13 protein-coding genes and 1 tRNA gene are annotated in these 12,784 nt (G+C 65.3%); 11 read left to right on the forward strand and 3 right to left on the reverse strand.

Going from position 1 to position 12,784, the window contains the following annotated elements:
• The 9 genes from mfd to BLT68_RS07410 all read left to right on the forward strand — a co-directional run.
• Nucleotides 1-1,871, forward strand: a 1,871-nt coding sequence (mfd, locus tag BLT68_RS07370; protein ID WP_074633485.1) for a transcription-repair coupling factor, incomplete at its 5' end; no start/stop codon positions are given.
• Nucleotides 1,872-1,931: 60 nt separating this feature from the next.
• On the forward strand, nucleotides 1,932-2,534 hold the full coding sequence (locus BLT68_RS07375; RefSeq protein ID WP_173546179.1) for a hypothetical protein: 603 nt from the start codon (nucleotides 1,932-1,934) through the stop codon (nucleotides 2,532-2,534).
• 182 nt (nucleotides 2,535-2,716) lie between these two features.
• A complete protein-coding gene (eno, locus tag BLT68_RS07380; RefSeq protein ID WP_165603245.1) occupies nucleotides 2,717-3,997 on the forward strand; it encodes a phosphopyruvate hydratase in 1,281 nt (426 codons plus the stop codon).
• A gap of 106 nt (nucleotides 3,998-4,103) precedes the next feature.
• Nucleotides 4,104-4,829: an FtsB family cell division protein gene (locus BLT68_RS07385; protein ID WP_050694408.1), complete on the forward strand. Its 726-nt coding sequence runs from the start codon at nucleotides 4,104-4,106 to the stop codon at nucleotides 4,827-4,829.
• Nucleotides 4,826-5,335, forward strand: a complete 510-nt coding sequence (locus BLT68_RS07390) for a DUF501 domain-containing protein (protein ID WP_074633486.1) — start codon at nucleotides 4,826-4,828, stop codon at nucleotides 5,333-5,335. The genes BLT68_RS07385 and BLT68_RS07390 overlap by 4 nt, the downstream gene beginning before the upstream one ends.
• A gap of 60 nt (nucleotides 5,336-5,395) precedes the next feature.
• Nucleotides 5,396-6,376 carry a Ppx/GppA phosphatase family protein gene (locus BLT68_RS07395; RefSeq protein ID WP_070778286.1) on the forward strand — a complete coding sequence of 327 codons (981 nt, stop codon included), beginning with the start codon at nucleotides 5,396-5,398 and terminating at the stop codon, nucleotides 6,374-6,376.
• A gap of 40 nt (nucleotides 6,377-6,416) precedes the next feature.
• Nucleotides 6,417-6,490 (forward strand) — tRNA-Leu (locus tag BLT68_RS07400).
• A 158-nt stretch (nucleotides 6,491-6,648) separates the two neighbouring features.
• Complete coding sequence (locus tag BLT68_RS07405; protein ID WP_070778285.1) at nucleotides 6,649-7,635, forward strand: Bax inhibitor-1/YccA family protein; 987 nt, start codon at nucleotides 6,649-6,651, stop codon at nucleotides 7,633-7,635.
• Nucleotides 7,636-7,677: 42 nt separating this feature from the next.
• On the forward strand, nucleotides 7,678-8,076 hold the full coding sequence (locus BLT68_RS07410; protein WP_050694412.1) for an FKBP-type peptidyl-prolyl cis-trans isomerase: 399 nt from the start codon (nucleotides 7,678-7,680) through the stop codon (nucleotides 8,074-8,076).
• A 166-nt stretch (nucleotides 8,077-8,242) separates the two neighbouring features.
• Here the strand turns inward: BLT68_RS07410 and msrA are convergent, their stop codons facing one another.
• Nucleotides 8,243-8,869 (reverse strand): peptide-methionine (S)-S-oxide reductase MsrA, encoded by a 627-nt coding sequence (msrA, locus tag BLT68_RS07415; RefSeq protein ID WP_074633488.1) that lies wholly within the window; start codon nucleotides 8,867-8,869, stop codon nucleotides 8,243-8,245.
• Between the two features lie 106 nt (nucleotides 8,870-8,975).
• Here msrA and BLT68_RS07420 point away from each other — a divergent pair, with 106 nt between their 5' ends.
• Nucleotides 8,976-10,463, forward strand: coding sequence for an AI-2E family transporter (locus BLT68_RS07420; protein WP_074633489.1), 1,488 nt, complete (start codon nucleotides 8,976-8,978; stop codon nucleotides 10,461-10,463).
• A 70-nt stretch (nucleotides 10,464-10,533) separates the two neighbouring features.
• On the opposite strand, the gene greA is transcribed toward BLT68_RS07420, so the two are convergent.
• Nucleotides 10,534-11,013, reverse strand: coding sequence for a transcription elongation factor GreA (gene greA / locus BLT68_RS07425; RefSeq protein WP_074633491.1), 480 nt, complete (start codon nucleotides 11,011-11,013; stop codon nucleotides 10,534-10,536).
• A 115-nt stretch (nucleotides 11,014-11,128) separates the two neighbouring features.
• Nucleotides 11,129-11,812: a PAQR family membrane homeostasis protein TrhA gene (trhA, locus tag BLT68_RS07430; RefSeq protein WP_074633492.1), complete on the reverse strand. Its 684-nt coding sequence runs from the start codon at nucleotides 11,810-11,812 to the stop codon at nucleotides 11,129-11,131.
• A gap of 179 nt (nucleotides 11,813-11,991) precedes the next feature.
• Between trhA and BLT68_RS07435 the strand changes: the two genes are divergently transcribed.
• The gene (locus BLT68_RS07435) at nucleotides 11,992-12,753 is read left to right on the forward strand and encodes an isoprenyl transferase (RefSeq protein WP_050694417.1); all 762 of its coding nucleotides are present in this window, start codon (nucleotides 11,992-11,994) and stop codon (nucleotides 12,751-12,753) included.
• Nucleotides 12,754-12,784 lie beyond the last annotated feature (31 nt).

The raw sequence follows: 12,784 nt of genomic DNA on the forward strand, positions 1-12,784 counted from the left end.
ACGCCCTGGATCAAATCTCCAAATACACGGGAAGCGACGAGCCCTCACTGACGAAGATGGGCGGGGCCGACTGGGCGAAAGCCAAGGCCCGCGCGAAGAAGGCCGTGGGCGAAGTCGCCAAAGAGCTCATTCGACTGTACGCCGTGCGCCAACAAACCAAGGGGCACGCCTTTGGCCCGGACACGCCCTGGCAACGCGAACTCGAGGACGCCTTCCCCTACGTCGAAACCCCCGACCAGCTGGTCACCATCGACGAGGTCAAAGCCGACATGGAAAAGCCCGTCCCCATGGACCGCCTGCTCACCGGCGACGTCGGATATGGCAAGACGGAAATCGCCGTGCGCGCAGCGTTCAAAGCCATCCAGGATGGCTACCAGGCCGCCGTCCTCGTCCCCACGACCCTGCTCGTCACCCAGCACGCTGAAACATTCGCGGAACGCTACGCCGGATTCCCCGTTCGTATCGGGACCCTCTCTCGCTTTTCGACCCGTCAGGAAACCGAGGAGGTGAAAGCGGGGCTGGCCTCGGGCGAGGTCGACCTCGTCATCGGCACGCACTCCCTGCTGACCGGAACCGTCTCCTTTAAGAAACTCGGCCTGGTCATCATCGATGAGGAACAGCGATTCGGCGTCGAGCACAAGGAAACCCTGAAGGCCCTGCGCACCGACGTGGACGTCCTTTCCATGTCGGCCACCCCGATCCCGCGCACGCTCGAGATGGCCATCTCCGGCATCCGCGAAATGTCCATCCTGCAAACACCGCCCGAGGAACGCCAGCCGGTCCTGACCTTCGTCGGCGCCTACACCGACGCGCAGGTCAGCGCCGCTATCCGGCGCGAGCTGCTGCGCGACGGCCAGGTCTTTTACGTGCACAACCGCGTCGACTCCATCGCCTCAATCGCCGCGGGCATCGGTGAGCTGGTCCCCGAGGCCCGTGTGCGCACCGCCCACGGCAGGATGAATGAGCACCAGCTTGAGGCCGTCATTCAGGACTTTTGGAATCACGAGTTCGACGTCCTCGTGTGCACGACCATCGTCGAAACCGGGCTGGACATCTCCAACGCGAATACGCTCATCGTCGACCGTGCCGATACCTATGGCCTGTCCCAGCTTCACCAGTTGCGCGGGCGCGTCGGGCGAGGCCGCGAGCGAGCCTACGCGTACTTCTTTTACCCTGGCGACAAGGCGCTGACCGAAACCGCACACGAGCGGCTCAAGACCATCGCGGCAAACACCGAACTGGGAGCTGGACTGGCGGTTGCCCAGCGCGACCTGGAGATCCGTGGCGCAGGCAACCTGTTGGGAGGCGCCCAGTCCGGGCACGTTGAGGGTGTTGGCTTCGACCTGTACGTGCGAATGGTCTCCGACGCGGTGGCGGCCTACAGGGGCGAGGCGCCCGCCGAAAAGACCGACGTGCGCATGGACCTCCAGGTTGACGCCCACATCCCCGAGGACTACGTGCAAGGGGAGCGATTGCGTCTGGAGGTCTACGCCAAGATCGCGGCCATCACCACCCTCGAGCAGGAGGCGGATGTGCGGGAGGAACTGATCGATCGCTATGGCCCCATCCCCGCCCAGGTTGACCTGCTCTTTTCCCTCGCCCGGCTGCGCGAGGTCGTGCGCCGCGCCGGGATCACCGAGGTGGTCACCCAGGGGAAGTACCTGCGCGTCTCTCCCGTCCAGCTGCGTGATTCCCAGGTCATGCGCCTCAAGCGACTGCACCCGGGCACCGTCATCAAGGCGGCTCTCCGCCAGGTGCTGGTGCCCCTCCCGCTCACCTCGCGCGTGGGCGGGAGCCCGCTCACCGACGGCCCGCTCCTGGAGTGGGTGGAGACGCTGGTGACGAAGATTCTCGTACCTTTTGGCGAGTAGCGCCTGTGGTGGAATACACTGGAGTCATTGCGTCGCAACACATCTGAGGAAGGAATACTCGTGCGCTACACACGTCAGCTGGTTGCCGCCGTCGTTCTCGCGGCCGCAGCACTGGGCATGGGGGCTTGCTCCGCTCACCCCGGCGCCGCTGTCGTCACCTCCACGGCGTCCTACAGCAACGAAGAGGTCGCCGAGGCGGTCCGGCAGTTGAGTGTCCTGGCGGGCGCACAGTCGCAGATCACCGGCGAACAGATCCGTGCCCAGCTCATCAACGAGCCGATCCTGGAGGCCGCGGGCGCGTCGGTGGGAACCGTCGTCACCGACGAACAGATCGATCAGATCAACGAGCGCGTGGCACAGAGCCAGGGGATCACCCCCCTCACGCTCGGCCCCGCGACGCGCGCGACCGTCAAGTCGATCCTCCTCACTCAGGCGCTGAATCAGCTGGCTAAGTCGGATCCGTCGGTCGTTGAGCGCCTCAACCAGACCATGACCGAGGCCCGTGAGGCTGCCAACGTGCGCGTCAATCCGCGCTTCGCGCAGCCCTCGCAAGGGGGCGCGCAGGCGGCCTCGACCCCCCTGTTCGGCGACGCGGTCGCGGGTAACAAACAGGGCGGCCAGGCCCCGCTGCAGGGAGGAACGACCAGGGGCGGTGCGCACTAACTCGTGTGAGCATTCACTCACAGCTTGCGTGACAGGGACCAATGTCGCTTGTCTCGCCCGTCTCGGGGGGATCATTCACCCCCAATGACGAAACCACTCCCGCATCGGGGGTGACCACACACGGCGGTCCGTATTACCGTTGTACTGACCGCTTCCACGCAACAAATCGATTGGAGAATGACGTGGCAGTTATTGAAGGCATTGGTGCACGCGAGATCCTCGACTCGCGCGGTAACCCGACCGTCGAGGTCGAGGTCGTCCTCGAGGATGGCACCGCTGCGCGCGCGTCCGTCCCCTCCGGCGCGTCCACCGGCGCGTTCGAGGCCGTCGAGCGTCGCGATGGCGACAAGGGGCGCTACCTCGGTAAGGGCGTCCAGGACGCCGTCGACGCCGTCGTCGAGCAGATCGCACCTGAGCTCATCGGTGAGGAAGCCGACGACCAGCGTTACATTGACCAGGCCATGCTGGACCTGGACGGCACCCCCAACAAGGGGAAGCTCGGCGCGAACGCCATCCTCGGCGTGTCGCTGGCCGTCGCGAAGGCCGCTGCGAAGTACGCGGACCTGCCCCTGTACAAGTACCTGGGTGGCCCCAACGCGCACGTCCTGCCCGTCCCCATGATGAACATCCTCAACGGCGGATCCCACGCGGACTCCAACGTTGACATCCAGGAGTTCATGATCGCCCCCATCGGCGCGCCCTCCTTCCGTGAGGCCCTGCGCTGGGGCGCCGAGGTCTACCACACGCTCAAGGGCGTCGTGAAGGAGCGCGGCCTGTCCACCGGCCTGGGTGACGAGGGAGGCTTCGCTCCCAACCTTGACTCCAACGCCGAGGCCCTGGACCTGATCGTCTCCGCCATCGAGAAGGCCGGCCTCAAGCCCGGCGAGGACGTCGCGCTGGCCCTCGACGTTGCCTCCACCGAGTTCTTCAAGGACGGCCTGTACCAGTTCGAGGGCGAAGGCCGCTCGACCGACTACATGGTTGACTACTACGAGAAGCTCATCACGAACTACCCGCTGGTCTCCATTGAGGATCCGCTGTCCGAGGATGAGTGGGACGCCTGGAAGGCTCTGACCTCGAAGATCGGCGGCCGCGTCCAGCTGGTTGGCGACGACCTGTTCGTCACCAACCCCGCCCGCCTGAAGAAGGGCATTGAGCTGGGCGCCGCGAACGCGCTGCTGGTCAAGGTGAACCAGATCGGTTCGCTGACCGAGACCCTCGACGCCGTCGAGGAAGCGCACCGCAACGGCTACCGTTCGATGACCTCACACCGTTCCGGCGAGACCGAGGACACCACGATCGCCGACCTGGCTGTCGCCACGAACTCCGGCCAGATCAAGACCGGTGCCCCTGCTCGCTCCGAGCGCGTCGCCAAGTACAACCAGCTCCTGCGCATCGAGGAGCAGCTGGGCGAGGCCGCCGTGTACGCCGGCCGCTCGGCCTTCCCTCGCTTCGCCAAGTGAGCATCGGCGACTAACGCATCGCTCCGCGCGGATCCGTCAGGGTCCGCGCGGAGTCTTTTCGGCGTGGGGATGAGCCAAACGACCAGACTTAGGGCACGATAGAGGAATGAATGGCCGTCGCTCTTCCTCCCGCCCTTCACCACGTCGCCGTTCCTCTTCGGAGGCGGCGCGTACGACGCGCGAGATCAACGCGGAGAAGTCGCGTCAGCGCAGGGCGGCCGCACAGGCTTCGAAGCGCGCGACGGGGGAGGGCTCCTCGGCGCGAGGCTCGCGTGACGCGACGTCGGCTGATCGGAAGAAACGGGGGGCAAGGCGCGGGGCGCTGCGTGCCGAGAAGCGTGTTGGGGGTGAGAGCGCCTCCGTTTTGTCGATCGGTGGGCTGGACATTTCGACGCGCCTGGTCGTGGTGCTGACAGTTGCCGCCATCCTCGCCGTCATGCTGGTTCCCAGCGTCTACCAGTGGTGGCAGCAGGAACGCGAACTGGCGCAGATCAAAACACAGGTTGCCGAGCAGCAGGAAAAGAACGCTCAGATGCAGCGCCAGCTGGACCTGTGGAATGATCCCGACTACATCTCTACGCAGGCGCGCGAGCGCCTCGGATACGTGCGGCCCGGTGAGACGCAATACACGGTGGTGGATCCGGGGTCGCAATACCAGGACTCCGCGATGGCGTCCGCGGCGACGCCGACTGGACCGGCGCGCCCCTGGGTGCAGCAGCTCGCTATCCTAGTGGGGAAGGCGGATCAGCCGCCCAACTCGACGCCCGTCCCGTCGGCTGAGAACAGTCAGTCGGGCCAAGCGAACACCACCGGCCAAGAAAGCGGAGAATGAGCCTCTCACACATCACCGACGCCAGTGAAGAGGATCTGGAGGTCCTGCGCGCCCAGCTGGGTCGCGTGCCCCGAGGAGTCGTCGGTATTGCCGCGCGCTGCGTGTGCGGTCGGCCAACGGTGGTTGCCACCGCGCCGCGCCTGCCCGACGGTACGCCGTTCCCGACGACGTTTTATTTGACTCACCCGGCCGCCGTCAAGGGCGCGTCGACCCTGGAAGCCGAGCACGTCATGGACAGGTTCAACGAGGAGCTTGCCAACGATGCGGAGCTGCGTGCCGCCTATGAGGGCGCCCACCAGGCCTACATCAAGGCGCGCCTGACGCTGGGCGACGTCCCTGAGATATCCGGGGTGAGCGCGGGGGGAATGCCCGCGCGCGTCAAGTGCCTGCACGCGCTGGTCGGCCACTCGTTGGCCGCCGGAATCGGAGTCAACCCCATCGGTGATCGTGTTCTCGCGATGCTGGACGAGCGTGGCCTGTTCTCGCAGGGTCGCTGCTCCTGCTGAGTGCGCCCACCTGAGCCAGCCCCGGCCTGGTCCGGGACAAAACCCACCAGAAACGAAGCGATGACACGCGTAGCTGCAATTGACTGTGGAACAAATTCGATCCGATTGTTGGTCGCCGACGGCAGCGTCGGCGAGGACGGAGCCGTCCGCCTCAGCGACCTCACCCGCCAGATGCGCATCGTGCGCCTGGGGCAGGGGGTGGACGCGCACGGGTACCTGGATCCCGCGGCGATCGAGCGTACCGTTGAGGCGACCGTCGAATATCAGCGGATGATCGAGGCGCTGGGTGCGACCCACACCCGCTTCGTGGCGACTTCCGCGACACGCGACGCCTCGAATAGCGCCGAGTTCGTGCGCCAGATTCGGGCGGTCATTGGTGTCGAACCCGAGGTGGTGGTCGGGACGGAAGAGGCGTCCCTGTCCTTTAATGGCGCGATTTCTGGGCTGGGCGAGTCCGTTTCCGCCCCCATGCTGGTCGTCGACATAGGGGGTGGATCGACCGAGCTGGTGCTGGGGTCCGCGCGCGTTGAGCAGGCGGTTTCGATCGACATGGGTGCGGTGCGGGTGACAGAGAAGTTCTTTAGCGGCATCGATCCGACCGTCGGTGTTGACGCTGCTAAACAGGAACGCGCTGTCACGTGGATTGATGAGCAGCTGGACGCGGCCGAAAAGTCGGTCGATCTGGCGCGCGTGCGATCCCTCGTGGGGGTCGCCGGAACGGTGACCACGCTGACGGCGCAGGCCCTGGGCTTGGCCTCTTACCAGCCCGAGCTCATTCACGGCGCCCGACTGAGCGCGGCCCAGATCGACGATGCGGTGCGCTTCATGGTCGACCAGCCCACCTCGGTGAAGGCCTCCCTGGGGTTCATGCCGCAGGGACGCGAAGACGTGATCGCCGCGGGCGCACTCATCTGGGGTCGCATCGTGCGGCGCGTGCTGGATCGGGCAGCCAGCGTGGGGCATCCCATCGATCAGGTGGTCACCTCCGAGCACGACATTTTGGACGGTATCGCGCTGGCGATGGTCTCGGACGCAGCTTGAGCTGCGCGCCCGCCTCCCGTAGGCTGGATGTGCGCGGTGCGCCCCCGTGGCCCAATTGGCAGAGGCAACCGACTTAAAATCGGTGTGTTGTGGGTTCGAGTCCCACCGGGGGTACTGATCCACGCTCTCATCAACGAGTCCGGGGACGCGTCCGCTTTCGTTGCGCGCCCCGGGTGGATTGTCCTTTCAGCCGCGCGCATAACACTACGTTTCCTACACGGGGTTGCCTCGTGCGACACTAGAGATAGCACATCACTGATCAAGGAGGAAAAATGGCCAACCCGGTGATGAACTCGATCGTGAAGGACTGGTCGACCCAGTCCACGACTCCCGCCGGCTATCCGACGATGCCCGGGTATCAGCCCGCGTCCCAGCAGGCTCAGAATCCTTACGGTGGTGCGGCAAACCCCTACGGGACAGAGCAGGCAGGATACGCGGGCGCAGATCGCGGACCCGTCTACGGGGTGCCGCAGGGAGCTCCCGCGGGCTATCCCGCACCGGCCGGGTACGACGATTCGATGGCCTCGTACGAGGCGATGATGAACGCCCCCGCCGCCGACTCCGTGGACCGCGGGATCATGACCTACGACGATGTCGTGGTCAAGTCGCTCATCTGCTTCACCCTGCTCCTCGTTGGCGCGACCGTCGGTTGGGCAACCGGCACGATTGCGCTGGGCGCGGCCATGCTCATCATGTTCGCCTCGCTCGTGGTGACCCTGGGCCTCGCCCTCTTTATCCAGTTCTCGAAGAAGGTACGTCCCGGCCTGATCGTCGTCTACTCGCTTCTGGAGGGTTTCGTCCTCGGCGTGGTGTCCTTCGCTTTCGAGTCGTTGTATCCCGGTATCGTCGTGACCGCGGTCATCGCGACCCTCGTCGTCATCGGCGTGACCCTGCTGGCATTCACCATGGGATTCGTGCGAAACTCCCCAACCCTGGCCCGCATCGCAGGCATCGGTTCCCTCGCGTTCTTCATCTACTACGCCGTCACCTTCGCGCTGTCGCTGACCGGTGTGGTTAACATGGTGGCCGTCAACAACACCAAGATCTGGGGTATCCCGTTGGGCGTCATCATCGGCGTGGTCGCGGTGTTCATCGGCGTGGTGTGCCTGGTGCGCGACTTCGATGCTGTCAAGGTCGGCGTCTCCTACGGCGTGCCCGCACGCTTCTCCTGGCTGTGCACGTTCGCGATCATGACCGACGTGATCTGGATCTACCTGGAGATCCTCAAGATCCTGTCCTACTTTATGCGTCGCGACTGACGCTCTGTGTCACCGTTCACTCACACCGCAAAGGAGAGATCCATGGACAACATCACGGTCACCGGCGAATTTGGACGCAAGCCCGCCCTCGCTTTCGATGGCACCCCCTCCGATGAGCTTGTCGTTGAGGTTCTGCGTGCGGGCGACGGTCAGGAGGTTGAGGCCGGCGACACGATCACCTGCCATTACTTGGGCGCTGTGTTCGGGTCAGGCGCCGACTTCGATAACTCCTTTGATCGAGGCGGGGCCCTGTCCTTCCAGATCGGGGTTGGCATGGTCATCCCCGGATGGGACGAGGGCCTGGTGGGCAAGCGCGTGGGCGACCGCGTCCTGCTGTCCATCCCCGCATCGCTGGGCTACGGCGAACGAGGCGTTCCCCAGGCCGGCATTCCCGGCGGTGCGACCCTCGTCTTCGTCACCGACATCCTTGGAGTCTCCTGACACCGGCGGGTGCGACGATGGCTGGGCGCCGCGCGGTTTCCGCGCGGCGCCCAGCCATCTTTCGTCTCATTTGAGCAGCAAAGTCGCACCCAGAACGCGAGAGCGGCCACTGCAACGTCAGGGATCATAGTCGTGGACTGATTTTTCGCCCCACGCGTTAGGGCTGCTACTCGCGCGGCAGCGCCGGGCAGGCAATCCCCGTGCGCGCGTGGCACTCGTAGCCACCCGGGTTCTTGAACAGGTACTGCTGGTGATAGTCCTCGGCGTACCAGAAGCGCGCGGCTGCCTCGGGGTCGGGGGCAGGGGAGATGCCCGTTAGGATCGGCCCGAAACCGCGAGCCGTCAGCGCCTCCTGATAGACGTCGCGCAGGGCGGTGGCGTCGCGCAGCTGGTCGGGCGTGGTCGTCCAGATCTGTGACCTGTACTGGTCGCCGATGTCGTTGCCCTGGCCGCCCGCCTGCGTGGGATCGTGGATTTCGAAGAACAGGCGAACCAGGTTCGCGGCGCTGGTGACGGTCGTGTCGAAGACGACGCGGACCGCCTCGGCGTGCCCCGTGCCGTGGAAACACACCTGCTCGTAGGTCGGGTGGGGCGTATCCCCGCCCATGTATCCCACCGCCGTTGAGACGACGCCCGGGGTGTTCCACATGGCCTTCTCGACACCCCAAAAGCATCCGGCCGCCAGGAAGATGACCTCCTGGCCGGCCCCCGCCTCGTCCATCATCGACGAGCCGAGAACTGCGTGCGTAGAATTGCGGACTCCGACATGTGCCAGCGAAAATATGGATCTCATACCCCTCATTTCACCACCGCATGCGCCCTGTGCGCTCTTCCAGTGCGCGCAGGGCTGAAAACCGTGATCATGCGAGTACTCTTGGGAGGGAAACAAAGGAGGGCCCGTGGCCGACACACACGAACAAACGCGCTGGAAGCTGTCCGACCTCGTGGGGCGGCTCACCGCCGCCCTGCCCGCGAAGAACGCCGAACAGCCGGCAGCGGCGCCCGTCGTCGTGTCCGAGCGCGAGGAACCCCAGGGCGAAGGGGACGTCGCTGCCGCAGTCCCGCGCACCCTCCGGGTTGCCGCCGCGATATCGTGGCGTACCCTCGTCGTCGTCGGATTGGTCGGTATCGTCCTATGGGGGATCGCCAGGCTGACGATCGTCATCATGCCCGTAGCGATCGCGTTGACGGTCGCCGTGCTGCTGGAACCCCTGGTGTCGTGGATGCGTCGCAAGCTGCATTTCCCGCCCTCGCTGGCCGCCGCGGTGGGCCTGCTTCTCCTATTCTTCGTGGTCGCGGGAACGCTGAGCCAGGCAGCCGCAGAGCTGATCCAGCAAGTGCCGCTGCTGGCGATGCAGGCAGCAGATGGCTTCCGCGCGCTGCTCGACGCGATTACCCACAACGAGTTCTTGAAAAACGGGCCGTTCAAGATCGACACCACCGCCCTCAACCACTGGGTCGATCAGCTGCGCACGGAGCTCGTCAACTGGCTCAATACGAATAAGGAAACGCTGGCCACGGGCGCCCTGAACATCACCACATCGGTGGGCACGCTGGCGACCTCGGGCCTGACTATGCTGTTCTGCCTGTTCTTCTTCCTGAAGGAGGGGCGCTCGATCTGGCTGTGGTGCGTGCGCCTGCTTCCGGCGCGCACCCGCGTCCTGGTACACGAGAGCGCGATTCGCGGCTGGGCGACTTTCGGCTCCTACGTGCGCACGCAGATCCAGGTCGCCGCCATTGACGCGATCGGTATCGCTTTGGGTGCGTTCTTCCTGGGTGTTCCACTGGCCATCCCGATTGGCGTCATCACGTTCTTTGCGGCGTTCGTCCCGATTCTGGGCGCCCTGACCTCCGGCGTGATCGCCGTCCTGGTGGCGGCCGTCAACGGGGGCCTGACCAAGGCGATCATCATGCTTGTCATAATCCTGGTCGTCCAGCAGATCGAGTCGAACATCCTGCAGCCGTTCATGATGTCGAACGCGGTGTCCCTGCACCCCGTGGCCGTCATGCTGGTCATCACCGCGGGTTCCGCTATCGCGGGCATCGCGGGCGCGATCTTTTCGGTTCCGATCGCAGCGTTCATCAATGCGACGATCATGTACCTGCACGGGTACGACCCGATGCCCGAGCTGGCCACCGCGCAGGACCGGCCGGGCGGGCCGCCGGGAATCCTCGAACGAGAGATTGCCGCCTCCTACGCGGGCAAACCCGACACCCGGCAGTGCGTTGTGTGCGCGGATGAAACTACGGACGAGCCCGTTGCCTCGGCCTCCGCGGACGATCCCGACAAGCAAGCGGAAGCCGAGTTAGGCGCCTCAGCGGGCGGTTCCTCAGCGGGCGAGGGGAAATCCGCGGCAGAGGTCCCGGCGTCTCCCACGCGGCCTTGAGCGGCTTGCGGATATAGCGTGCGGGTCCCGCCAATTGGCGGGACCCGCACGCGTTGGCGCAGCTTGGTGATCAGCCCTCGAAGGGCGTGGCGTCAAGGATCTCGACGTCGATCATGCGTCCGGTAGGGGCCTCGAAGGAGAGTTTGTCTCCGGCCTTGTGGCCGATGACGGCGGCGCCCAGGGGAGCCTGCGCGGAGAAGACCTGGATACCCAGGTCGCCGCCCGCATCGCGGGAGCCGAGCAGGAACTTCTGCTCGCGACCCGCCACCAGGGCGGTGACGACCATGCCGGGTTCGACGATTCCGTCGTCGGCGGGGGTCTGGCCGACCTCGGCGTGCTCCAGCATCTCCTGGAGGGCCTGGATTCGCGTCTCGTTCATGGACTGTTCGTTACGTGCGGCGTGGTATCCGCCGTTTTCTCGCAGGTCGCCCTCCTGGCGGGCGGCGTCGATCAGACGCGCGATTTCGACGCGCTTGACTTCGACGCGTTCCTTTAGCTCGTTCGCCAGCAGGTCGTACTGCGCCTGCGTCAGCCACTGTGTGTCAGCCATGGTTCCTCCAATGACGTGTCAGTAGTCGAGCGCCGACACACGGGTGCCGGCGCGCATGGTGTTGAGTGTAGCAACATTGCGCGCGGCAACGTCGATAGCGCGGCGCAGGGGTGTCTCAGGCGCCAAGCACCGCCAGGTACACGCCGACGCAGTGGCACGCCCACGCGGCGACGGTGAAGGCGTGGAATATCTCGTGGAAGCCGAACCAGGTGGGGGAGGGGTCGGGTTTCTTGGCGCCGTAAACGAGGGCGCCGAGCGTGTAGAGGATGCCGCCGGCGATGATCAGCCAGACCACGACGGGGCCGCCGCCGGACCACAGCTGCGGCAGGTACCAGATGGCGACCCAGCCGAGCGCGACGTAGATGAGGGTTTTGAGCCAGCGCGGCGCATTGGGCCAAAAGAGGTTGAGAATGATGCCGAAGAGCGCGCCTGCCCACACAACGGAGAGGAGGACGGTGGCGTCTGAGCGGTTCAGCAGGGCGATCGTCAGCGGGGTGTAGGTGCCGGCGATGAGCAGAAAGATGTTGGAGTGGTCCAACCGGTTCCACATGGTTTCCCAGCGCGGGGCCCAGTAGAAGCGGTGGTAGGTGGCGGACACGCTAAAGAGCACGAGGGAACAGGCCAGGTAGACGGCGGATCCCCACTTGGTTGCCACGGTGGGTGCCAGGCACACGAGGACAATGGACGCCGCGAGCGACAGGGGGGTGGCAGCCAGGTGGAGCCACCCGCGCAGCTTAGGTTTGATCTGAACGAGCTGTCCTGTAAACCACTGTTTGGGTTCGAGCGATGCGATCTTCATCCGGTTCTCTCTGTCGATGCTTCCTACGATCCCGTAGGTTACTACGCCGTAGGTTTGAGTGGGCAGCCGATTCTCGCCTTCCGAGAATGCTTCTGTTTCCCTGCGACCGGCGGCGCGATACCCTTAACGGGATAAGCGTACGCCGCGCCGGAAGGCGCGACACCATCAGGAGGGACGTCATGGCCCAGTGGAACATGCTCTACGACATGTACGAGCGTCGCCTCAAAGCGGAGCTATCCGAGGCGTCCGTGCCCGCGCACATCGGCGTCATCCTGGACGGCAATCGACGCTGGGCAAAATCCCTGGGGGCGACGGCCTCGCAGGGGCATCGCGCGGGCGCAGGCAAGATCTCCGAGTTCCTGCAGTGGGCCGACGACGCGGGCGTTTCCATCGTCACTTTGTGGCTCTTGTCCACCGACAATCTCTCGCGCGACGCGGGGGAGTTGGGCGAGCTGCTGCGAATTATCTGCGAGGCCGTGTCTCTCCTGGCTGACCAGGGGCGCTGGAAGCTGGCGGTCGTCGGCGACCTGTCCCTGCTGCCCCAGCGGGTGGCCGACGACCTGCGTTCCTCCGTTGCCGACACGGCGGGCACGGTGGGGATGACGGTCAATATCGCGGTCGGCTACGGGGGCAGGCACGAAATCACCGAGGCCGTTCGCTCCATGATGCGCGAGGCGTTAGCCGAGGGGCGCAGCCTTGCGGAGCTGGCGGATTCCTTCACCGACGCTGACATCGCCGCCCACCTGTACACGAAGGATCAACCCGACCCCGACCTGGTGATCCGCACGTCGGGGGAGCAGCGCCTCTCCGGCTTCATGCTGTGGCAGTCCGTGCACTCCGAATACTACTTCTGCGAGGTGTACTGGCCCGACTTCCGTCGCGTCGACTTCCTGCGCGCCCTGCGCTCCTACGCGCAGCGCGAACGCCGCATGGGCAAGTAACGCCCGCTCACGCGCGCGAGTGCGAGTGCAA

This window comes from Schaalia meyeri (genome assembly GCF_900105015.1).
Lineage (GTDB): Bacteria > Actinomycetota > Actinomycetes > Actinomycetales > Actinomycetaceae > Pauljensenia > Pauljensenia meyeri.

What these genes read in the sequence shown, in the direction of transcription:
- BLT68_RS07410 (WP_050694412.1), top strand. Translation starts at nt 7,678, where the DNA reads ATGGACAACATCACGGTCACCGGCGAATTTGGACGCAAGCCCGCCCTC.
- greA (WP_074633491.1), bottom strand. Translation starts at nt 11,013, where the DNA reads ATGGCTGACACACAGTGGCTGACGCAGGCGCAGTACGACCTGCTGGCG.
- BLT68_RS07390 (WP_074633486.1), top strand. Translation starts at nt 4,826, where the DNA reads ATGAGCCTCTCACACATCACCGACGCCAGTGAAGAGGATCTGGAGGTC.
- BLT68_RS07435 (WP_050694417.1), top strand. Translation starts at nt 11,992, where the DNA reads ATGGCCCAGTGGAACATGCTCTACGACATGTACGAGCGTCGCCTCAAA.
- BLT68_RS07405 (WP_070778285.1), top strand. Translation starts at nt 6,649, where the DNA reads ATGGCCAACCCGGTGATGAACTCGATCGTGAAGGACTGGTCGACCCAG.
- BLT68_RS07395 (WP_070778286.1), top strand. Translation starts at nt 5,396, where the DNA reads ATGACACGCGTAGCTGCAATTGACTGTGGAACAAATTCGATCCGATTG.
- msrA (WP_074633488.1), bottom strand. Translation starts at nt 8,869, where the DNA reads ATGAGATCCATATTTTCGCTGGCACATGTCGGAGTCCGCAATTCTACG.
- trhA (WP_074633492.1), bottom strand. Translation starts at nt 11,812, where the DNA reads ATGAAGATCGCATCGCTCGAACCCAAACAGTGGTTTACAGGACAGCTC.
- BLT68_RS07385 (WP_050694408.1), top strand. Translation starts at nt 4,104, where the DNA reads ATGAATGGCCGTCGCTCTTCCTCCCGCCCTTCACCACGTCGCCGTTCC.